13 protein-coding genes are annotated in these 22,942 nt (G+C 44.3%); 11 read left to right on the top strand and 2 right to left on the bottom strand.

Annotation, left to right across the window (positions count from 1 at the left end; all coding sequences use genetic code 11):
• From AC0YN6_RS20225 to AC0YN6_RS20270, 10 genes are all read left to right on the top strand, one after another.
• On the top strand, window positions 1-289 hold a 289-nt coding region (locus AC0YN6_RS20225; RefSeq protein WP_475749033.1), incomplete at its 5' end, for a transposase.
• Window positions 290-939: 650 nt separating this feature from the next.
• Complete coding sequence (locus AC0YN6_RS20230; RefSeq protein ID WP_475749034.1) at window positions 940-6,387, top strand: endo-alpha-N-acetylgalactosaminidase family protein; 5,448 nt, start codon at window positions 940-942, stop codon at window positions 6,385-6,387.
• 184 nt (window positions 6,388-6,571) lie between these two features.
• Window positions 6,572-7,579 carry an S-layer homology domain-containing protein gene (locus AC0YN6_RS20235; protein WP_475749035.1) on the top strand — a complete coding sequence of 336 codons (1,008 nt, stop codon included), beginning with the start codon at window positions 6,572-6,574 and terminating at the stop codon, window positions 7,577-7,579.
• A gap of 271 nt (window positions 7,580-7,850) precedes the next feature.
• On the top strand, window positions 7,851-7,982 hold the full coding sequence (locus tag AC0YN6_RS20240; protein WP_475749036.1) for a hypothetical protein: 132 nt from the start codon (window positions 7,851-7,853) through the stop codon (window positions 7,980-7,982).
• Window positions 7,983-8,247: 265 nt separating this feature from the next.
• On the top strand, window positions 8,248-10,632 hold the full coding sequence (locus AC0YN6_RS20245) for a helix-turn-helix domain-containing protein (RefSeq protein WP_475749193.1): 2,385 nt from the start codon (window positions 8,248-8,250) through the stop codon (window positions 10,630-10,632).
• A 238-nt stretch (window positions 10,633-10,870) separates the two neighbouring features.
• Window positions 10,871-12,493 (top strand): type 2 periplasmic-binding domain-containing protein, encoded by a 1,623-nt coding sequence (locus AC0YN6_RS20250; RefSeq protein WP_475749037.1) that lies wholly within the window; start codon window positions 10,871-10,873, stop codon window positions 12,491-12,493.
• 76 nt (window positions 12,494-12,569) lie between these two features.
• The gene (locus AC0YN6_RS20255; protein ID WP_475749038.1) at window positions 12,570-13,541 is read left to right on the top strand and encodes an ABC transporter permease; all 972 of its coding nucleotides are present in this window, start codon (window positions 12,570-12,572) and stop codon (window positions 13,539-13,541) included.
• A 40-nt stretch (window positions 13,542-13,581) separates the two neighbouring features.
• Window positions 13,582-14,457 (top strand): carbohydrate ABC transporter permease, encoded by an 876-nt coding sequence (locus AC0YN6_RS20260; RefSeq protein ID WP_475749040.1) that lies wholly within the window; start codon window positions 13,582-13,584, stop codon window positions 14,455-14,457.
• Window positions 14,458-14,565: 108 nt separating this feature from the next.
• Complete coding sequence (locus AC0YN6_RS20265) at window positions 14,566-15,831, top strand: Gfo/Idh/MocA family protein (protein ID WP_475749041.1); 1,266 nt, start codon at window positions 14,566-14,568, stop codon at window positions 15,829-15,831.
• A complete protein-coding gene (locus tag AC0YN6_RS20270; protein ID WP_475749042.1) occupies window positions 15,828-19,241 on the top strand; it encodes a type 1 glutamine amidotransferase family protein in 3,414 nt (1,137 codons plus the stop codon). The genes AC0YN6_RS20265 and AC0YN6_RS20270 overlap by 4 nt, the downstream gene beginning before the upstream one ends.
• 380 nt (window positions 19,242-19,621) lie before the next feature.
• On the opposite strand, the gene AC0YN6_RS20275 is transcribed toward AC0YN6_RS20270, so the two are convergent.
• Window positions 19,622-20,500 carry a helix-turn-helix domain-containing protein gene (locus AC0YN6_RS20275; protein WP_475749043.1) on the bottom strand — a complete coding sequence of 293 codons (879 nt, stop codon included), beginning with the start codon at window positions 20,498-20,500 and terminating at the stop codon, window positions 19,622-19,624.
• A gap of 309 nt (window positions 20,501-20,809) precedes the next feature.
• Window positions 20,810-21,631: a phytanoyl-CoA dioxygenase family protein gene (locus tag AC0YN6_RS20280; protein ID WP_475749044.1), complete on the bottom strand. Its 822-nt coding sequence runs from the start codon at window positions 21,629-21,631 to the stop codon at window positions 20,810-20,812.
• Window positions 21,632-21,795: 164 nt separating this feature from the next.
• Here AC0YN6_RS20280 and AC0YN6_RS20285 point away from each other — a divergent pair, with 164 nt between their 5' ends.
• Window positions 21,796-22,647, top strand: coding sequence for an AraC family transcriptional regulator (locus AC0YN6_RS20285; protein WP_475749045.1), 852 nt, complete (start codon window positions 21,796-21,798; stop codon window positions 22,645-22,647).
• The last annotated feature ends 295 nt before the right edge of the window (window positions 22,648-22,942 follow it).

Raw genomic sequence — 22,942 nt, forward strand, 5'->3', positions numbered from 1 at the left:
GCTTCACAGTGATCGTGGATTTCAATACACATCGTTGGACTTCAAAAAGCTCTTGGACAAAAATGAGCTGATTCAAAGCATGTCTCGAGTTGGTCGATGCATCGATAACGGTCCAATGGAATCCTTCTGGGGGACTCTGAAATGTGAGAAGTACTATTTACACAAGTACGAAATCTTTCAGGATCTCAAGAAGGACGTCGAGAACTACATCCATTTTTACAATAACGAACGATTACAAGCAAAATTAAACGGCCTTAGTCCAATGGAATTTAGGAACAAGGCCGCTTAACTGATTTTTATTATTTGTACTGTCTACTTGACGGGGTGCAGTTCATTTTGGGCCTGCCCTTATTGGATCACAATAGAAAGTGTATTTCGGTATCCCGAAATACGCTTTCTATTTGTCTATTAAACCTACTTCTACTAGCAGTCGCTCATTCATTTAATGCACTATATAGAGGTTTTCTCATTTTGAAAAAGTATAATGACGATTTTTAATGTCGTAGTGATTACTTTACTTATATCCAGCATTTCTTACGAAAATACACAGGATATGCAATAAAGAGCCTATTCTTTTTCGGATTCGTGAGGCTACACTGGGAACAAGAAGCATGGAAAACAATAGCCCGTTTATAACCAGTTGATGACTGTTGATAGTTAAAAGGGGGGCAAGAAATATGAAGAAAAAATGAAACAAGTAGGCTCCGTTATGGATTTCACACTCACGCGTTCGGTTGCTGCGTATAGCATTCAAAACCGTGGAGACGCCCTAAGTAGTACCGTCTTCAAGCAAAGAATCGAAGGAACGATTAAGGACTAGTAAGGATTGAAAACGAAGTCTACGACCCGAATTTTTTGTGAAGGGGGTGATGTATTTCCAGAAGGCACCAGACCAGCTATTTAGTTATTCCGATTTTTAAAAAGGGAGATGAAACACAATTGAAAACTAAGCAATCTTTATTTTTACGTTCTACCAAGTTTGCTGCATTATTCGCGACACTCCTTATGGCCGTACAGACGGTGGGTATAGGCATTCCTACAGTTAATGCCGCTTCGACTACAGTTCAATCTACTTCAGCTACAGTTCAATCCGCCGACATGCAAGTTACGATTGACGACCAATTTCCAAGGGTCATTCAATACGAATGGCTGAGCAACGGCAAAATCATTTACGGTCAAGAGGATGAGCTTTCCAAGGTAAACATCAATGGCGTTTCTTATACGCCAAAGGTACAATTCACGAAAATAGCTGCTAATAAGGCAAACTACACACTTACTTTCGCTAGCATAAATGTCGTGCTAACCGTCGAGATCGAGGTTATCGATAACGTGCTCAGCTTCAAAGTCACGAACATTCAAGAAAGCGGTTCCACGCTAGTCCGAACAGTTGAAATTCCGAACCATAGTCTGATCTCCGTCCGCGATACGCAAGCAGGCGCGCAGGAAACGGGCGTCGATGTGCGGTCGTGGAATAGCTCGAAGGAAGAATACAATGTGCTTGCGAACAAAGCGATCGATTCCTCCCCAGTCGGGAAATCGTATGTGCTTCTGAATACGAATGAGCTTGCGGCGGCGATCTATAGCAACGCATTCGAATTTGTGCCTGATAATCAAAAAATCAGCAATAATTATAATGAATATGAGCAGCATGCCGTATACCAGACTGTTGAAAAAACCGGCTATAAAAAGCTGGGCGTTTGGAGCTATCCTTGGACATACCGGGAAATTTACGGCAGCAAGCAAGAAATCGTTGAGCTTCCCTACGTGAAGGTAGCTATTAACGCCGATGCGAACTCGGACGGAGTCGTGAACTGGCAGGATGCCGGGATCGGCTACCGAAAAATTATGACGCTTCCTCTCGGCTACGACATTATCCCTAAAGTGTCGCCGCACATTGCCCACAACAGAACGCTGACGCAATGGCCATTCCTGCGTGTGCTTGATAATCTAAAGAAATTTTATCTGTATTCGGACGGTTTTGGACAGCTCTTTGAGATGAAAGGCCAGATGGATTCAAATAATCTTCAACCGGATTATGGCAGGAATTTCGACTCAAGAGCTGGCGGACAGACAGATCTGAACATATTAGCGACGGAAGCTTTAAAGTTAAATGCGTATGTAGGTATCCATATCAATCATAGAGAATTAAGTCGCGCTGCGGATTATTACAGCCCGGATAAGTCTCAAGGGACATTAGACTGGAAAGGTATTACCCCAATAGAGCACTTGAAGCGCTGGGATGATGCGATCGATAACGGGCCAACCGGTTTGGCTGCCAGAATCGCAGAAATTCGCCAGAGTATTCCCGACTTGAAATGGGCGTACATCGATGTGTATTCCGGTAATGGTTATGCTCAGTGGAAGCTGGCGAACGAATTGAACAAAAACGGCATTATGATTGGTACGGAATTCAGTGGCGCACTCGATCGCTACAGCATTTGGAATCATGTCAGTGAAAACGAGAGCAAAGTACAACGGTTCCTCAGAAACCATGTGACCGATGAGTTCATGTACGATCCGATTTTGCTTGCAGCTCGTCATGCGGGCTCTATGTCATATGGAGACGATCAAGATGAAGATCAGGGTGATAGTAACTTAACTGTTCAGGCTCAGATGAACATCTTCTTTACGAATAACTTGCTCTATAAATACATGCAGAATTACGAAATAATGAAGATGGATCTTGATTCGTCACTGAACCAAACTACAAGCGTTTCTTTTAGCGGAGGTTTGACCGGTCAAGTCGTGACACCGGGCACGGTAACGAACGATGGCAAAAATGTCACCAATAGTCCGATTGTGGAACTAAGGAAAAATGGGAATTTGATTGCAACTTATCAGAAACAGTTCCAAAAGAAAATCATAGATTCGTCTGTAACGGGCTATCACAACAAGAAGGTAACGCCGCTAATGACCCAATATTTGCTGCCTTGGGATCCCCAAACCGAAACCAAATTGTACCACTGGAACTCTGTAGGCGGTAATACGACATGGTCGCTGCCTTCCAGCTGGACAGGGGTAACGAATGTCGATCTGTATCAGCTCACAGATACAGGTAAAGTGTTCGTAACGAACTTGCCGGTGACCTCCGGTCAGATCACCATCAACGCGACTGCGAATACGCCTTATGTTGTCTATAAGAGCGGTCAAGAGGATGGGATCACCCCGGCATCCGAAATGAATTTCGGTTACGGCAGTCTGGTCAAGGATCCCGGATTCGACAGCCGCATGCTGAACAACTGGAACGTCACTTCAACAGGCGGCAGCACAAGTCATGTGTCCATCCAGACGGATGTGGGCGGGGGAACGCACTTGCAGGTGAAAGGGAACGACGGCGCCGATGCAACCATCGCCCAGATGCTAACCGGTTTAACGCCGGGCAAAACGTACCAGGCATCCGTATATGCGGAGGTCAAGAACGGTCGTACACTGACGATCGGAGTGAAGGACTATGGCGGTGAGGAAATAACCAATACGCTCACTAAGTCGAACATTCCGAACAAAGAAATGTATACGCCTCGAGGTGCGTCCGGAAAGAGCTATATGCAGCGGATATGGGTCGATTTTATCGTACCAGCCGGATCTACGAGTGCAACCTTCTATATGAAAGCGAACGCGGTTGCCGGATCGACAACAGCGGAAGCGAATTTGGACGATATTCGTGTAGTCGAGCTTGTAAATAAGGCGCCGCAAGGCAGTCATTACTTCTTCGAAGATTTCGAAAGCAACCAGGAAAGTCTCACGCCATTCGTCTATTCAAGCGGGGTTCATCAAATCTCGAGATTAAATGCAGGCTACACTTACAATACGCTCAACGGAAACTATACGTTTAAAATGACTGCCAGCAATAATCACTCGGGGGAAATCGTACGCACGATTCCAACGAGTCTTAAATTGCTGCCAAATACGACCTACACGGTAAGTTTCCCGTACAAAGTGCAGTATGCGAGCAGCTACAGCTTTGCGTTAACTAGCGGCTACGGATCGAGCGCTGTTGATCAGTTCAACGATACGCTCGACGTTGGTAAATACTTCTACAGTAAGACGTTTACGACGGGCAGCGCAGACGATTACAGCTTACGTTTTGTGAAATTACCTGGCGGTACGAGCACAGATAATAATCAGGAACTTCTTGTTGATGACTTTACTGTCGATTTAGGTGAAGTGACGTTTAACGAGATAGCTGATCAAACGTTTGACGATGGACAATTGGGAGGTTGGATCACCGCATATGGCAACGGTAAAGTCCAAGTAACTGACCAGCAGCTATCCTTGAACACAGATCGGTACGAAACGATAGCGCTCGATAAGGACACACCGGATATCGCTGACGGAGAAATGACGTTTACAATGACCCCGCAATCCGGTAATGGTAATTCAGCAGGCGCCGTCATTCGTTACACAGGACCGGACAGCTATATTAAAATCTATTATGAAGCAGGCATTTGGTTCTATATGGATCCACAAGGGAACACGGGAACGCTAAACGCTCCCCCTCCGGGAGAAAACAACGGCATTCATCTGACCCAAGGCATTCCGCACTTGGTGAAATTGACGTATACTGGCAGCCATTATAAGCTCAAGGTTGATCAAGTATTGCTTTTTGACGGTGAGATTTCAGAACTAAAACAAACAGCAGGACGAACTGGTTTTATCACGAAAAACAAGGCGAATGTTTACATCGATGATGTAACGTTAATAAATTTGGGATCACCTTCGGGCTCTACGCCGATAACGCCGACGCCGCCAATTGAAGGTCCACAATCTCCGCCAGGTACCATTGTACTTGCCTCGTACGATGACGCTTATGTTCGGGATGGCATCAATTCGAATAAGAATTACGGCAATTGGCCGACGATGGAGATCAAAGCAGACCTTAAACCTGACTGGTCCCGAGAGTCCTATGTTAAATTCGATCTCTCAAATGTTACAAGTTCCGTAGATAGCGCCAAAATCAAATTGAATTTGGTAGAGACCGGACCGGGTGCACCTAATCAAGTCGTAGAATTGGTCAGCGATAATTCATGGTCAGAGAATACGATAACCTGGAACAAAAAGCCGGATTCAACAGAAATTGTATTAGCTACTTTCGCCCCAACCTTGGGTGTACATGAAATTGATGTGACGAGCCATGTTCAGCATGCTTTGGTAAATGACAAGAAGCTTTCCGTGAGAATATACGGTGCAACGAAAAGTACGATCAGCACCAGTTACGGAACCTACGAGAATCCAACAGCCAGCAACCGTCCTGTTCTGGAGCTTAACGTTCCGATCGCGGTAACTGGGATCACTGTGACTGGGGAAAATGGCCTCGCAGCGATCACTCAAAAAGGCGGCACCTTACAAATGTCGGCAGCTATTGAACCTCCAGATGTGTCTGACAAGTCAGTTACTTGGGCGGTCTATGGTAAGGATAACGGGCCGACAGACTTGGCTGTAATTAGTAGCAACGGTTTATTGACTGCACAAAAAGACGGCATCGTTAAAGTCGTGGCGTCAGCAAATGGCGTCTCTGGCATTCGTGGGGAGGCTACGATTACGATAAGTGGACAAACGGATATTCCTGTGGGCCCTGCCTCAACATTAACAGGCACGAACACCGTATCCGCAGGCCAATCATTTACCATGACTTACGGATTGAAGGACTTGATGGAAAATGCGTATGCACAGGATGTGATCCTTGACTATGATCCGGAAAAGCTGGAGTTTATTTCGGCAGAATCGCTTAAAGAGGGATTAGTTATTGTAGATAAAACGGAAAAACCAGGTCAAATCCGACTCATTGCTGCAAGCACAAGCGCAAATGCCGCTAATGCGAGCGGAGATCTGCTGAAACTTCACTGGAAAGCCAAATTAATGGCTGAGCCGCAGACAGCAGTAATTACGTTGTCTAACGTAAAGATTGCTAACGGCGAAGGTGTGGAAACAGAAATATCCGGTAGTTCCAAAATCGTACAAATTAATGTTGTGGATAGAGCGGCACTCATTGCCTTAATTACTGATGCGCAAACGAAACATGATGCGGCGGTAGAAGGCACACGAGCAGGACAGTATCCAGTAGGAGCGAAAGCAGCACTGCAAGCCGCAATTGACAAAGCTAAGGCAGTAGCAAATGACTTAGGATCAACTGGGGAGCAAGTGGCGCAGGCAGTGACAGCCTTGAATGCAGCCGTACAGTCCTTCACGGATCTAGTCATCATTTCTGTTCCTAGTGACATGAACGGAGATGGCACAATATCGATCGGCGATTTAGCTATTGTGGCAGCGGCTTATGGAAAAACTTCTGCAGACCCAGATTGGAATAAGTACAAAAAAGCGGATGTTACCCATGACAACAAAGTAGACATTGATGACCTTGCAGCAGTAGCGAAAAAGATTATCGAATAACAATCAAGTTAGTAGGTAGAAGAACGACATCCAGAAGCACATGGCTTCTGGATGTCGTACGTTATACGCCAATCATCAAACCAGTAGAGTCCATTTCTATAAATTTATAGTTTTTGATATGAAGCTTTGATGAGTCTATTAAAGATTTTCTCTATTCCTCTCCACTACAGAAAGGATGGTTCTTATGAAGGCGAAAATGAAAATGTTATGGATGGTTTGCCTGCTTTGTTGGTCATTCGTTCTTGCCACACCCGCCTCAGCGGAATTATCTACCCAATTTCTTCTGACTGCAGACAAAAGTGGTGCGAGGATCAATGATTTGATCACCTATACGATGAGTGTAAAAGGGATCAAAGACTTGTATGCTTATGAAGCCAAATTCAACTATGATCCAAGAAAGCTTGAATTACAAAAAGTTACATCGAATTTGGATGGATTTTCGGTTTCACCCATTAAAAAAAATAATCAAATTACAATTGCTCATACGAAAATTGGAAATGTGTCCGGTGAAAGCGGCGATGTCACCATCGGCACTCTAGTATTCAAAGTCAAGGTAGTGGGAGCAGCGGAAATAAAATGGGACGCGATGAAAGTGGTTGATCACAACTTAGGGTCTAAATCATATCAGGTAGATAAAAAGGTTTCAATTATTGGTTCAGGTCTTGTTTTTAGAGATATTCAGGGTCACTGGGCTGCGGCAATGATCCAAGAAGCGGTGGAAAAAGGTATCGTGAATGGCTTTGAGGACGGAACTTTCCGCCCGAATGATTCAATTACTCGTGCGCAGTTTGTAACAATTTTGGTAAGAGCCTTACATTTGAAAGAGGAAGATACGCATACTTTTGCTGATTCAGATCAAATTCCCGATTGGTCTAAACTAGAGATTGCCAAAGCGGTAAAAGCAGGAATCATTAATGGATATGAGGACAATACGTTCCGTGCAGAGGCAGTAGTGACAAGATCCGAGAGTGCTGTCATGGTAGCGCGTGCAATGAAGTTAACCGAGGAGAAGAGCGGAACCCTTACTTTTGCTGACAACGCTTTGATACCTAAATGGGCTAAAGGCTGGATCACTGAAGCTGTTCGCAAAGGGATTATTAAAGGCCGTGACAACAACGAATTTGCACCTAGTTCCAGCACAACGAGAGCAGAAGCTGTAGTACTCGTGCTTAGAATGTTAAAAGCAATATAGAACAATTGCACTTTCGAATAGGCTTAGCGATGTCGGTTTGGTGAAAAAAACAAGGAGCTCTTGCCGGGTAGATCACTCGAAATGGTAGCGGAACTATCGACACCATCGGTCTAGCGATGCTGGCTAAGAGAATTATGGAGTAGATGCAGAAGTGATAAAATAGTCTTGATATTAATGTTACATAATGTATTGGATATAAAGAGCCGCGAACCACCCTAACATGGGGTTCGCGGCTCTGGTCTCGCGAGTCTTGTTTCGAGGTACAGATAATGTGAAATATACCAAGGTAGCAAGCGGAACGTGGAATGCGGATGCGAGCTTAAAGTTTATGATATTTGGTCCGGTTTCGGCAGCTTATATCAAGCTGGAGCATTTTTTTTTTGAATTTATAGAGAATAGTTAAATATTAAAAAAGTATATTTCATTCAAAAAAAGAGCCTTGCATGCGACAGGGGTGTCGGTTAGAATGTACAGATATGATAATTTTTGATTACGCTTACAAATGATAGGGGGGCACCTACTTAAATCTTGTGATTATTTACCAAAATGCACCTTATTTTCTATCCTATTATAACGAGGCATTAATTGCCGATAATATAGACTTTTTAATTGATGGGCTACAATATTTTTTTGAAAAATGCGAGAAATGAGTGTGTCCTATTTTGAAAATGCCTATGATTTTACGTCTGATCAACAGTCGCAAAAGTGTACTGTTGACGATGATCGCATCCAATTTGTTCATACTCTTGATACCGCTTGCAATGGGTCTGTATTTATACGCCAAAGTGGAACTAAGTCTGGAGAATAGCACAAATCGTTCCAATGCGGCAATGCTTGAGCAGTTGAAGATGTCGCTGGACAATAAATTGTCTGAAGTTGATTTATTAATGCGGCAAGTCGCGCTCGACCCAAAGCTGGATTATATGCTCAAAACCTCTGCCAATGCTAATGATGTTGATAGATACGGGTTCGTTGAATTCATGCGGGATAAGTTGAGCAAATATGGGAATATGACCAGCAGTTTTATCTTTGACTATTACGTTTATTTCGAAAGCAGCGATACGATTGTTAAGGCCGATTTGTTGACCGATTCACGGACGTTTTATTCCGCTTATTATTCCATGAAAAACGTGTCGTATGATCAATGGCGAATGCTATTGAAACAAGAGCATAAGATGTCCTACTTACCTGTTGCTTCACTTTCCACGGGTGTCGATCCGTCTACAAACATCGAATATATGCCAAAAGAAGTCATTACCTATATGCAAACGCTGCCCATCTTTTCGCAATCTGACAATTTAGGTAGCTTTATCGTGTTAATTGACGTTGACCAGATTAAAGAAATGTTCGCCAATCTTGAATCAGCAAGTGATAGTATCATCTACATCATTGATGATACAGGGAAAACGATCATGAGTACCAGTGAAACGCCGTTTCCGTCCGATTTACTAAGTCACATGGAAGAAAGCACGGTTCCGTTCGAATATCGGTTTGCTGGAGCTGATCAAATGGTGTCGTTTACTTCTTCACAAAAAGCTGGCTGGAAATATGTTTCTATAACGCCAAACGGCGTTTTTATGCAGCAGGTCAATCAAATTAAAGAATGGTCGATCTGGTTGTTCGTCCTCTGTATGATTGCCGGGCTGTTAGCCGTAATTGTCGGGGCTTACCGGAATTATAAGCCTCTTCAAAAAACAGTGAATGCGATTATGAGCGGAAAAGACATGATCAAACGTCCCACCTCTAACGAATATGAGTTTATCCGGCAAACGATTGAAGGTTCAATCCACGAAGAGAAAAACTTGCGAAGTACTTTGGCGCAGCAAATCCCTTTCATCCGGGCCAACTACTTATCTCGTCTTTTACAAGGCTATATGGACGTTGACATTTCTGTGGAAAGTGAAGATATGCTCAGGTATATGGAGCTATCGTTTGTAAGCGACCGATTTGCCATTCTCCTTGTCAAGATCGAGGACATTCGTAGCTTTGCGGAAGAAGAATCTGAACAGGATTGGGCGTGTGCAAGGTTTATTGTATCGAATATCGGAGTTGATTTGATTGAGCTTAATCATAAAGGTTTCTCAGTCGAGCTTGACCGTGATCGGCTCGTATTTCTTGTAAACCTTGAGGCAGGTCGAGATGAACTTGCCGAATCTGATATTAGGGAGATCTCCCAGTCACTCTACAGCGTCATCTCGCAAAGGTTCAAATTCGACATGACAGTGGCAACCGGAGGGATTCATCAGGGTCCAAAAGCGATTCGCAATTCTTACCCGGAAGCGCTGACGGCTCTTGAATATCGACTTATTGTGGGAAAGAACTCCATTATCCATTTCGATGATATTATCGATGCCAAGCAGCATTATTATTATCCGCTTGAAATCGAGATTCAGCTCACCAATTTCGTTCGAAGCGGGGATACCGACAATGTTGAGAAATTGCTTGATAAGATTTATTCGATTAATTTCGATTCAAGCCACATCACGCCGGAGCTGGGAAAATGCTTGTTCTTCAACATAACGAGCACGTTTCTGAAAATCCTTAACTCCACGAATACTAACCAGGGAGAAGTGCTAGGAGCGGACTTCGATCCGATCAAAGCGGTTTTCAGCTATCCGACAGCGCAAGACATGTACCTGAAAACGAAGGAGCTGTTTGAAACGCTTACCCGCTCGTTCAATGTGGAACGATCCGATCACAATACTCAATTGCTGCAGGAGATTATTACCTTGATTGAGCATAGTCTGGATGATCCGAACCTCGGACTGGCATATATAGCGGATCGTTTCGGGATGACTCCGCAATATATTTCTACTTTCTTCAAAAAAAATCAGGGGCAAAATCTGTTAGACTATGTGACGCATAAGCGGATCGAAATCGCCAAACAACTGCTGGCAAGTAAGGATATGACCATTGCGCAAATCGCGCAAAAGCTTGGGTATAATAATTATGTCGTATTCATCCGCGCCTTCAAAAAGCTGGAGGGCATTACGCCGGGTAAATACCGTGAAACAATGATATCAGTCACAGCCAATATGGAAGCAAACGTATAAAGGGCAGCCTCTAAAGGTCTGCCCTTATTTTATTATGAAAATATATACTTACGGTTTTTAATGTCGTAGTGATTTCTTTACTTCTATCATGTATTTCTTACGAAAATATACAGGATATGAAATAAAGAGCCTATTTATTTTGGGCTTCAAGAGGCTACACTTGGAACCAGAAGCCAGGAAAACAAAAGCCCGGTTTTAACCAGCAACAACTGTTTACAATTAAAGGGAGGCAAGAAAGATGAAGAGAAAAATGAAACAAGTAGGCTCCGTCATAATGATTACCGCACTCAGTGTTTCGATTGCCGCATGCAGCAATCAAAACGGGGGGAATACGCCATCAGCGTCACCAGAGTTAAGCAAAGAATCGCAGCCACCGAATCTGACGAATCTGACCTACTGGGTAGCTAACCACTCTGCAGTCTCAACTCAAATGAAAACCTACGCCGAAATGGGAATGTACCAAGAGCTTGAAAAAATATCCGGCGTGAAGGTAGAATTCCAGCATCCTCCGCTTGATGTCCAGCAGGCCAAAGAACAGTTCAACCTAATGCTTACCTCCAACCAACTGCCGGACGTTCTCGAAACGATCTGGACGACGAACTACCCTGGTGGACCCGAAAAAGCAATTAATGACGCCAAAATTATTAAGTTGAACGATCTGATCGATGAATATGCGCCGAATCTGAAAAAACTGTTAAATGAACATCCAGACTGGAAAAAGCAAATCATGACAGACGAAGGTAGCATATACATGTTTCCGTATTTGCGCGGTGACGAAAAGGCCAGAGTGTTCTTTGGACCGACGATCCGTCAAGATTGGCTCGATAAACTCGGGCTGAACATGCCGACGACGATAGACGAATGGTATAACGTGTTGAAAGAGTTTAAAGAAAAAGATCCGAATGGTAACGGCGAAGCGGATGAAATTCCAATTTACCTTGATAAGAATTTGTTTGCATCCGATGCTCCGTTCCTGGGCGCATGGGGAATCAATTACAGCTATTATCAAGACGGTGGTAAAGTAAAATACGGCCCAATTCAACCGGAGTATAAGGAATTCCTCACAACGATGAACAAATGGTATAAGGAAGGTCTGCTTGACAAGGATTTCGCAGCTCCGAACGATAAATTGTTCGATAACAAAATGTCGACGAACCTGTTGGGTGCATCTGCACAATACAACGGAGGAGGCGTAGGCAAGTTCGCCACCCTCATGAAGGACAAAGACCCGAACTTCAATCTTGTCGCTGCTCCATATCCGGTATTGAAAGCCGGTGATAAAGCAATTTGGGGGCAAAAAGATTTTGCTTCTAATGGCTCTGGAGCCGCTATTACGACGAGCAACAAAAATCCGATCGAAACGGTCAAATGGCTCGATTACGCATACGGCGAAGAAGGAGATCTTTTATTTAACTACGGCATAGAAGGTGTCAGCTATAAGATGGAAGATGGTAAAGCAGAATTCTTGCCGGACATTTTAAACCCTCCGGCTGGCGTTAGTATCCAGCAATCAATAGCGAAGTATAACCGGGCAACCTGGAGTGCACCATTCGTGCTGAGCGAAAATTTCCAATTGCAATATCTAGCGCTTCCACAGCAGAAAAATGCTTTGGAAATCTGGTCTAAACCGACGGCCGAGCGCAAAATGCCGCTCGTTTCGCCAACGCAGGAAGAGAGCGGCAAATTCGCTTCGATCATGACAGATATTCAGACGTACCAAGACGAAATGTTACTCAAGTTCATCATGGGCGTGGAGCCGATCGATAATTTTGATAAGTACGTCAAGAAGATTCAGAGCATGGGTATCGAGGATGGAATCAATATTCAACAAGCAGCCCTTGAACGCTTCAACAAGCGTTAATTGAGAGTTGGGACTGGGAGATGAAATAGTTCATCTCCCAGATTTCTTATATCGTAACGAAAGGTAAGGAGAGACTATGACGCAAAACACAGGAAACGTTCTGGCAAGCAGAACTCCAACCAAAATCTATAGAAATCCGACCGTATGGCAAACCATTCGATCTGATTTGAAACGTCATTGGGCCATTTATTTGATGGCTATGCCCGTTATCGCCTACTACCTCATCTTCCATTACGGACCGATGTACGGTTTACAAATTGCCTTTAAAGAGTTTTCTCCGGCGAAAGGGATTTGGGAGAGCGCATGGATTGGTCTCAAGCATTTTGAAAGCTTTTTTAACGGTATATACTTTTGGAGATTGGTAAAAAACACTATATTGATCAGTCTTTACGAATTACTGTTCGCTTTCCCAGCAGCGATTATTCTGGCGCTGCTGCTTAATGAGATCCGCAATAGCCTGTTCAAACGGGTTGTGCAGTCCATATCCTATTTACCGCATTTCGTGTCGATCGTCATTGTGGCCGGAATGATGATGGATTTTTTAAGCCGTACCGGTCTCATTAACCAAATAATCGGCATCTTCGGCATCGAACCGATCGACTTCCTAAAAGAATCGGACTGGTTCCGCTTCCTGTTCGTCTCGTCAGGTATATGGCAAGGAATCGGCTGGAGTTCGATCATTTATATGGCGGCGATCGCCACCATTGATCCGACACTGTACGAGGCTAGTCGGATGGACGGCGCAAATCGATGGAAGCAAGTGCTGAATATTACAATTCCCGGCATTATGCCGACGATCGTTATCTTGTTTATTTTACAAATGGGCAACATGCTGTCGGTTGGTAGTGAGAAGGTACTTCTCCTATATAATCCGCTCACGTATGATACAGCGGATGTCATATCGACTTACGTATACCGCAAAGGGGTATTAGAGGCCAGCTACAGCTTTACGGCCGCTGTCGGGCTGTTTAACTCAGTAATCAGCTTTATTCTGATCGTGGCTGCCAACAGCTTCGTCAAGCGGATCAGCGAGAACAAGCTATGGTAGCTATTTGTCATCTTGAAGGGATCAGAAAGGAGTTTGGCATATGAAACCAACCATTGGGGAACGAACATTTGGCTACTTCAATACACTGTTGATGCTCGGTCTATGTGTAGTTACGTTATACCCGTTATTATACGTGTTGCTCGCCTCGTTCAGCGATGCGACGTCACTCATGCAGCATCGCGGGCTGATGATCAGGCCGGTCGGTTTTGATCTTGGTGCATACAAAGCTGTATTCGAGAACCCGATGATCATCAAAGGGTACCAGAATACGCTCATTTATGTGTTGTTTGGCACGGCAATCAATCTATTAATGACGTCGATAGGCGCCTATGTGTTGTCCCGACAGAATTTATATTTCAAAAATATGATCATGTTTTTTATCGTTATTACGATGGTGTTCCAAGGTGGCTTAATTCCGAGTTATCTACTCGTGAACGAGCTCGGGATGATGAATACAATGTGGGCGCTTCTCATTCCAGGAGCGATCAATACTTTCAATATGATCATCATGCGCACCTCGTTCCAAGGTATCCCCGTCAGTTTAGAGGAATCTGCAAGGATGGACGGTGCAAACGACTGGACGATATTATTCCGCATCATTATCCCGCTGTCGATGCCGGTGATCGCCGTCATGATTTTGTGGTATGCAGTAGGACATTGGAATTCCTACTTCAGCGCACTAGTCTATTTACGGGACCGCGAATCGTATCCGCTCCAGCTCGTGCTTCGCGAAATTTTGATCGCCAACAATACTGATTCAATGATGACGGGATCAGCAAGTGACGACAAATTTGCCATTGGTGAAACCATCAAATATGCGGCGATTATCGTCTCGACGTTACCAATCCTCTGTCTATATCCGTTTTTGCAAAAGTATTTCGTCAACGGCGTCATGATCGGGGCGATCAAGGAGTAAAGGCAGGGGATGCCATTGTTTAATGTCTAGATCCCATTACATTATACTGGTGTACGAAACGGACACTTGGTCCTGGGAATTTGAAAGAATTAAATAGGAGAATGTCAAATGAAGCAGCTTAGAGCAATTATGATTGGTGCAGGGGCTAGAGGCGCTGCGTATGCGCAGTATGCGCTTGATTATCCGCATGAATTGAAACTTGTTTCCGTGGCCGAATCGAATCCGGAACGGTTGGCCAAATTCGCAGAGCAGCACGACATTTCGGCGGAGCGTCAATATACGTCCTGGGAACAGATTCTCGAAGAGCCTCAGCTGGCCGATATTGCAATCATCTCTACACAGGACCGGATGCATTATGAGCCAACGTTAAAAGCGTTAAAGAAAAAATATCATGTCCTGCTTGAGAAGCCGATGTCGCCGGATCCTGAAGAATGTATCAAAATGGAATTGGCCTCCAAAGAGAATGGACGGCTGCTTACGATCTGTCACGTGCTTAGGTACACCCCGTTCTGGTCGGCAATTAAGCGGCTTCTTACAGAAGGCCGTATCGGCGAGGTTGTTTCCATTCAGCTTAACGAAAACGTCGGTTACTGGCATATGGCGCATAGCTTTGTCCGGGGAAATTGGAACAACTCTGACAAGTCAAGCCCTATGATTCTAGCTAAATCATGTCACGATATGGATGTGTTATCTTGGCTGATGGATCAATCTTGTCAGCGCGTCAGCTCCTACGGATCTCTAAAGCATTTCCATTCCGGTAATGCGCCGGAGGGATCTTCGGATACTTGTATCGGTTGTTCGATAGAAGCAAGCTGTCCATACTCAGCGCCACGCTTCTACTTAGGAGAAGGGAAAGCTTGGGCGCGGCATTTTACCGAAGAGCTTACCCGGGAAAACATCGTGAAGGGCTTGCAAGAAACAAATTACGGTCGCTGTGTTTACAAGAGCGAGAACAATGTAGTGGACCATCAAGTCGTCAACATGGAATTCTCGGGTGGCGCCACGGCAACATTCAGTATGTGTGGATTCACTCGAAATCAGGAACGGCGCATTCAGATTATGGGTACAAAGGGTGAGATTCGCGGCGAGGAAGACAAAATTACGGTTATGGATTTTCTTACTCACGAAAACATCGAGATTCAAATCCCGAAACAGACCTCGGGGCATGGGGGCGGAGATAGCAGCATTGTCCGTAGCTTTCTGAAGGAAGTACGAGGCTACAATGGCAGTGAGAGCCTTACATCCGCAGCCGCTTCGGTGCGCAGTCATCTGATGGCGTTTGCAGCGGAAAAATCCCGTCTAAATAATGGTGAATCTATTGAACTAGATGCTTTCTATAAACAGTTAGATAGTGATTGGAGAGATAAGCAATGAATCCATCTACAGAAAAGAATGAAAAATCTCTTGAACCAGTAGGCTATAGTGATTATGGCTTTGAGCGGTTGTATCAATTACCGGAGAGGTGTTTCTCTGGGGATGGAATCACGCATGAGGGCTATCGATACTTGAGGGCTAACGAAAGCGTTTCTTTGCGCTTTTCGGGAGACGATATCGGATGGCTCTCGAGCGATGGCCGGAGCTACAGATTGAGGCTCACCGGGGAAGTTGACCTGCCGCCTATTTGGATGACGGAACAGCATTTTCCTCCGCTTTACCGTTTAATCGACGATAGTTTGTGCGAACCTGTCACCCACCATAGCCGGTTCAGTCTGGACTTGAGAAGCACAGGTGAGGATTATCCACGGGAAGCATACACCAAAGTAGTCTGGAACGAGGTCGAAGGTGAATTCCCAGAACTGAGGAATGCCGGAGTTAAATCGTTAGGGATGTCGGTTTGGTGCAAAAAAGAACAAGTGGAGCTATTACCGGGTGGATCACTCGAGATGGTGGCGGAAGTGTTTTATCTAAAGGAAGGGAAGTCGCCACGGGAAATTTCCGAAACACCGGATGCGATTTATCGGATCGACATGGGTAAAGGCACATGCGGATGGGAGCAAAAAAGCATCGTTATCCCGGTAGAAGGTAAGCTCGCCTGCTTGCTGATACACGTTACCGGAAGCCATTATTCTGGAAACGTTTGGTTGGAAGATCCATGTCTGCAAGCGGAGGGATCCCTCAATTTGCTGCCCCCGTTTGCGCTTTCCGTGCCGTTTTCCACTTCTTTTTCCTGGGTGGGACGGAACCTGTCCAAAAAAGAATGGGCGTCGTTCCGCGTGAATATCGATGGACAGACTGTATTTGAGGGAGAATGCTTTCAACGGGATTACCGCTGGCCGGTGTCCGAGTTCGATATTCCTCATGGCGTCCTTCATTCGGGGGATCATGACATGACGATCACACTTGTATCCGACTATCGGGAACCGCTTCCCTACAAGCTGAGATCTGTCGAATTCGTCAGTCGGACAGGTGATTTCGGTATTGTGTCATGCCCGGACATCGTTACCACCGGTGAAGCCTTTGGCGTATGGATTCAAGCTGGGCAGCCGGGTATCAAGGTTCAAGTTTCGGTAAGCGGTGGATCGCATATCCAGCCAGGACAAAGCGAGTTTATAACGGAATGTCAAGGACTTAACGAGATCCGCTTTTTCGCGTTACGTTCCGGTGGAAGAGCGACGATCAAGCTGTGTACCGAATACGGTACCTGGAGTGATATAGTGGAACGTGTTGTTGAACGAGACGACGATCATGTGCTAACCGGTACATCTGACCCCGTTTACATCGAAACGGATGCCCGCGAAATGGCGTATTTCCTTGCTTGGTATATGAACCAACAGATAGGTAACATGACCACGTTCCGTCCCGTCTACCGGTGGTCGGGTACGAGGTCTCTCAGAGAACTTGATTGGAAGAAGACGAAGGAACTTGTCCAAAAACTGGGGTTGCATTACGCGTTGATTGTCGAAAACAGAGAGTTGTCTGGATGCGGTGTTAATCCGGACAGAAAGACGCTAGAGGGTCCTAACTTTCTGGGAAGTCAAGCGCATGAACGAGATGGATTTTCTAGTTACTGGGGTGCGCGTTCTGGCGCCGAACGGGAGCTGTATTGCGACTTGATTAATAGAATGTCGCGCTTGGAAGGGAATGTCGTATTTCAAACGCCTGTGCGTACATCGCACGGCATTTACTATAATTTGGATCCGCGGGCGGCGAAGGACATGGAACAGGCCGCTCAACAGTTCGTCAAGAACGTTGGGCTCGTTCCGCACTACGCGTCGAGGCACACAGGACCTTCCGTTTTGTTCAAGTATTTGTACCAGGCCGGGATTTCTTGGCAAGGAGCGGAATTGATGTACGGTCCGCATGAAGTAATTATTTCAGCACTTCGAGGGGCATCTCGTGCATACGGTCGCGACAGTTTCGGAGCGCATCTGGCGGTACAATGGTCAACGACGCCACACGATAGTGAACAACGTTATCAGCGGTATCGGCTTGCTTTATATTTATGTTACATGCACGGAGTCAATCAGATCAATACTGAAGAAGGTCTATGGAGACTAGAAGAGCGTTTTGCCGATCTGGAGAGATTCAGCGTGGCTTGTCGCCGACATACGGATGAACAGCGGAAATTCTTCAGGTTTATTCGCACGCATACCCGGAGGGGCAAGTTGCACGGGACGATGGCGTTTTTGCATGGACAGAATGACGGGTGGACGTGTTTTGGTCGAAGAAATGTATGGGCCCAGCAGGGGGATGAATGGGCGTTTTCCGCTCCGGAAGAAAGCTGGGATTTATTAAATGTCTTTTATCCACGGTCTGTTCTTTCACCCATTTATAAACATCCTTGCCCCTCTGAACCGGTCGGCTACTATACCGGAACTCCGTATGGCATCGCAGACATCGTTCCCGTTGAAGCGGATGATCAGATACTTGGAAGCTACGCGTACATGGCCTTCCTTGGTTGGAATACAGCGGATGCAGCACAAATCCAAAAATGGATCAGGTACGTGAAGGATGGCGGTACGTTACTCATCGGGCTGCCTCATTTGTTCGCATCCAAAACTCGTTCGGATGCTTTTGGAGAAGCGCCAGCTCTGGTTGATTCCCCAGACATTCAACAATTGATCGGCGCGAAGATTACAGGGTATCAAAGCACGAAGCTGGATACAGGCGAAACCCTCGAAATCGGTAGATTAGAGACATTGACTGCCGCTGTACTGGCGACATGCGCCAACGGAGAGCCGTTGATTTTGGAGCATCAGTTGGGAAAAGGGAAAATTCTGTATGTGAATGCGAAGGCGTATCCTGCAGATCAGCGGGTTCGAGGATGGTATGAACAGCTGTTGCATGGCTTTGGGGCGTCCGTGATAGAAAGGGAACGTGAAAGAGGCTGGATAGCCGGCAGCCCGGACATCGGGTTTACGGTTTATGATAGGGAAGACGGCTTGCGCGTGATTTACACGCTTAATATCAATTGGTGGGATGAAAGCTCTGCTCCCGTTAGAACAGCCTTGCTGTGGGGAGACCAGGAGATTGAAGTGTCTGTCAATCGGGACGAGATGCATATTATCACCTTATCGAACAATGTGGGGATCATGACAGCCGACAATGAAACGGATGTCATTGACCTGCGTGAGGACGAACAGGGAGCAAAGTTGACAGTTCAAGGTAGTGGAGACACAGAACTTACTGTTTTTATCAGACATAATGAATCAAATAGCATTCTATATGCAAAGACAAAATCGGGAGAAACGCTGCCGGTTCGCTGTGAATGCTCCCCGCATACGTGGAAACTAAACGTCCATCTGGATGGCTCTGAGATTATCAGACTGAGCTTGAAAGCGTGAGTGTATTTTCGAACGAAATGACCAAAGATGTAAATAACATAATAGAAACTAAAATTGCAGATTAGGTAGAAAGCCGACTGTTAACGAAAGCAAATGAGTCACCAACTCAAACCCCATCCTCATCCATAGTCGAGCTAACACTGAAGCCACTCCATTTTTGGGAGTGGCTTTGTGTTTATATGCTGACGAAGGAAACGAATGCAGTGATCCCACAATACCCGATTCTGTTCAATAAGTTCAATAACAAGTTGACGGGAAATGGCGACTTTATTCCTCTCCCAAGAGTATCGTTTCTTAAATGCTAGGAAGGTTGCACGTGAGATTTAATGGTTTCAATAAGAGTTATAGTGACCTTGACGCTGATTTTCCTTGCCTCTTAATCAATCCTGCTGTTGTAGCACTTTTCTATATTTCATCGGAGACATACCAACCAGTTTTTTAAAAGATTGACAAAAATAAGGGAAATTATTCATCCCCACCTCAATGCTAATCTGCTCAATCCCTTTGTTGCTAGTTATTAAAAACAAACAAGCTTGTCTGATTCGTCTAGCGAGAATATAATCCATCAACTTAGCGCCTGTTTCTTGTTTAAAGATACGGGAAACATAAGATTTGGATACATGCAGAAGATTCGCTAACGTATCAAGTGAAATTTCTTCTGAATAATGTTCTTCAAGCCAATTCATGATTTTTTCAGAATATCGAAGTTGTCGTTGTGGATGTAATCCATTTTCACTTGCATTCCCAAAATCTGTTACAAAGAGAAATTGAAAAATCTGCAGCAGGAGTAAAGCGAAATTTTGCTGTTTAACATCGAACTGGTACTTAGAAAGCCCAAAATAATGATGCTGAAATAAATTGCTGATAAAACTATTACTATCAATCTGATCGAGCACTTGTTCCTCTAGCTCATTTTTCCACAAATACTGAAAATAAGCATTCAAGTGAGGGAATGAAGTGAAATAGGTTTCAAATATAGAGGGCTCAAAGGAGATGATTGTTCGTTCAAATGGGGTATCTGGATGAACTTCAACTTGAATGTGATGTAATTGATAAGGCTGCAGGTAAAGGAAGCTGCCAGATTGAATTGCATATACTTTACGATCTATAACAATTTGTCCGGTGCCTTGATGCACGTATAAAAACTCCATCCCTTGATGGCAATGGTAAAATCCCTTATAAATATCAGTCGTTATCTTGCGATAGCTAAAGCGATAGGGAATTTCATGTAAATCTACATCTTCAAAGAATTTCATCATATGTAGGCCTCCTGATGATCAACTCAGAATAGTGTAACATGCCCTAATGAATCATGCTAAGAAAACAACAATTCTATGCAACACAGACTAACTTTGAAACCTATTAATTTAATATAATAAAGTAGAGAAAGTGTCATTCTTACTGTATAAGGATTACCACACGTTTCTCGTTGATTTTCCGATGGCAGGTTGGCCCGCAAGTAACGAAAGCCACGATAAAACGATCGAAAGAGAGTCCTATTGAAGCGTAATTATGATCATATACTTCTGTAGGACTCCCTTGTAGCAGAAACATTTAATTATATTAATTTAGCATTGCGCATCTGTCATTTCATTGGTGAAGGCACGTTTGTATTCCTGTGGGGACATCTTCAAAGCTGATTCCGGAGCATAATGAAATTGCAGTGCACGGCGTCCCTTCTCGGACTGATTGGAAGGCGTGCCATGATGGATCAGTCCATGGAAAAACAACGTACCTCCAGGAGACAAGGGCACCGCGACATCTTTATCTACCTGCACACTGCTGTCACAGATCTGCCAATCCCTCTCGGCATAATGTGGAATGAATCCTTCCTTTTGAGAGCCTGGAATGATATGCATACATCCGTTGTCTATCGTTGCCTCATCTAAAGCAATCCATACTCCTATTACTGACTTGTTAAAAGCTAGAGGACCATAGGCCATATCCTGATGCCATGGCTTTTCACCACCTCCATGCGGCGGTTTCATTAATGCCATGTGCTGAACAAGCACTGGCTTTTCACCTAGCGCTTTCTCCAAGACCCCTAATAAAGCGGGGTGATAAGCAATTGCATGCAAGGCTTCTTCATCTATGAAATCATATATCTTTCGAATGGCTAGCTCTCTATCCAAGTCCGTATGCAGTTGATCTTGCGGATTAGCAAATTGTAATTTAGCCCCTTTCATATCTTTCAACAATAGGTTCAAAAGTCCATCAGCAGCTTCCGTAACTTCCTTAGAGCTAAATAGAGGATCAATTGCAAAAAAACCTGTATCTTTGTACTCAACTACCTGTTCATTCGAAAATTGATGAACATTTTGAATAGGCGTGTATATCTGATCATACTTGTACATGAACTTAGAAATCTCTTCGTCTGTCTGCCATTTCATAGCTTATATCGACTCCTTATATGAACTTTTTACATTTCAAATATACCATTTAGTATTTCGAAACCAAATATCTCTAGTTATATAGGATTTGTATATAAATACATAGTGAGTTTGCCTGAAATCAATTGTGATGCAGAGGATAAATATGAAATGGAGCGTGAAAAATGGATATTCAACCGCCGACCGATTTTCTCCAACACGCGTTGATCAAGTGTAGTTATAACTCGGGAAAAGTTAAGTGTGAGCCGGGTTGGTCTTGGAATCCTCGTCTACTTCCACAGGATTGGGATCTTTGGTACGTCATTTCTGGCACGGGCTCAATGAACGTTAACGACGAGTGCTTTTCTATAAACAAAGGTACGTGTTTCCTAACCCGTCCGATGGATCGTATACATGCGACACAAAATCCAGAAGATCGGCTAAACGTTATCTACCATCATTTTAGTGTAACCCATTCTCTTACCCAGCAAGCTTTTCATTCCGAAGATCTGCCTTCGAGATTTACTCGTGTTCAGGATTCCTTTGCATTCGAGCAGCACTTGAATCAACTATTGGACATTCTTGACAGGAAGGATATTTGGATCGAGGAGGAGTTCCATTCTTTAATGAAGCATGTTCTTCTTCTCCTATATAAAGCACATGCTTCTCAGGAGGAATGGAGTGAAGCCAGGCTTCGTCAACAGAAAATTATTCAGAGTGTAACGAACTATATGAGAGACCGAATCGACCAACGAATTGACTATAACGAACTAGCAGAGGCGTTTGCCTTGAACTCTCGTTATATCAGCCATATTTTCAAATTGAATACCGGCTTTTCTTTAAAAGAAAGCATAACCCGATTGCGGCTGGAACGAGCTGTGACGTTGCTAACAGAAACCCCATTATCCGTATCAGAGATTGCCGATACGCTTGGGTTCACGGACGTTTATCATTTCAGTAAGCTTTTTAAAGTTCATTATAATGCAGCACCTTCAGCCTACCGCCATCACTTGAAACCGAGTAAGCCAATTTTATGAAGAAGAGACTTCGATTCTAACTTACAGCTTATGACATTGGAGAGCCAGATCGTAATCCAATGATCTAGATATATTATGTTTTTTTGTAACCTCCGATTTGTGCAAAATAACAACATTTCGGTGTCATAAAGCAAAACTAAATAGAGTCCTAATGGACTACAATCATAGTATCCGTTACTAAAAACGAAACAGTGAGGATGTGAATGTAGTTTAATGTAACACGTTTCCAACTTATAGCTTATGGCATCGGAGAGCCAGATCGTAATCCAATGTTCTAGATATAATACGGCTTTTT

This window comes from Paenibacillus sp. J22P15, assembly GCF_056269345.1.

Excerpts from the sequence above, each read along its gene's own strand:
- AC0YN6_RS20270 (WP_475749042.1), top strand. The coding sequence starts at position 15,828 with ATGAATCCATCTACAGAAAAGAATGAAAAATCTCTTGAACCAGTAGGC.
- AC0YN6_RS20235 (WP_475749035.1), top strand. The coding sequence starts at position 6,572 with ATGAAGGCGAAAATGAAAATGTTATGGATGGTTTGCCTGCTTTGTTGG.
- AC0YN6_RS20265 (WP_475749041.1), top strand. The coding sequence starts at position 14,566 with ATGAAGCAGCTTAGAGCAATTATGATTGGTGCAGGGGCTAGAGGCGCT.
- AC0YN6_RS20275 (WP_475749043.1), bottom strand. The coding sequence starts at position 20,500 with ATGATGAAATTCTTTGAAGATGTAGATTTACATGAAATTCCCTATCGC.
- AC0YN6_RS20250 (WP_475749037.1), top strand. The coding sequence starts at position 10,871 with ATGAAGAGAAAAATGAAACAAGTAGGCTCCGTCATAATGATTACCGCA.
- AC0YN6_RS20260 (WP_475749040.1), top strand. The coding sequence starts at position 13,582 with ATGAAACCAACCATTGGGGAACGAACATTTGGCTACTTCAATACACTG.
- AC0YN6_RS20255 (WP_475749038.1), top strand. The coding sequence starts at position 12,570 with ATGACGCAAAACACAGGAAACGTTCTGGCAAGCAGAACTCCAACCAAA.
- AC0YN6_RS20245 (WP_475749193.1), top strand. The coding sequence starts at position 8,248 with ATGCCTATGATTTTACGTCTGATCAACAGTCGCAAAAGTGTACTGTTG.
- AC0YN6_RS20280 (WP_475749044.1), bottom strand. The coding sequence starts at position 21,631 with ATGAAATGGCAGACAGACGAAGAGATTTCTAAGTTCATGTACAAGTAT.
- AC0YN6_RS20285 (WP_475749045.1), top strand. The coding sequence starts at position 21,796 with ATGGATATTCAACCGCCGACCGATTTTCTCCAACACGCGTTGATCAAG.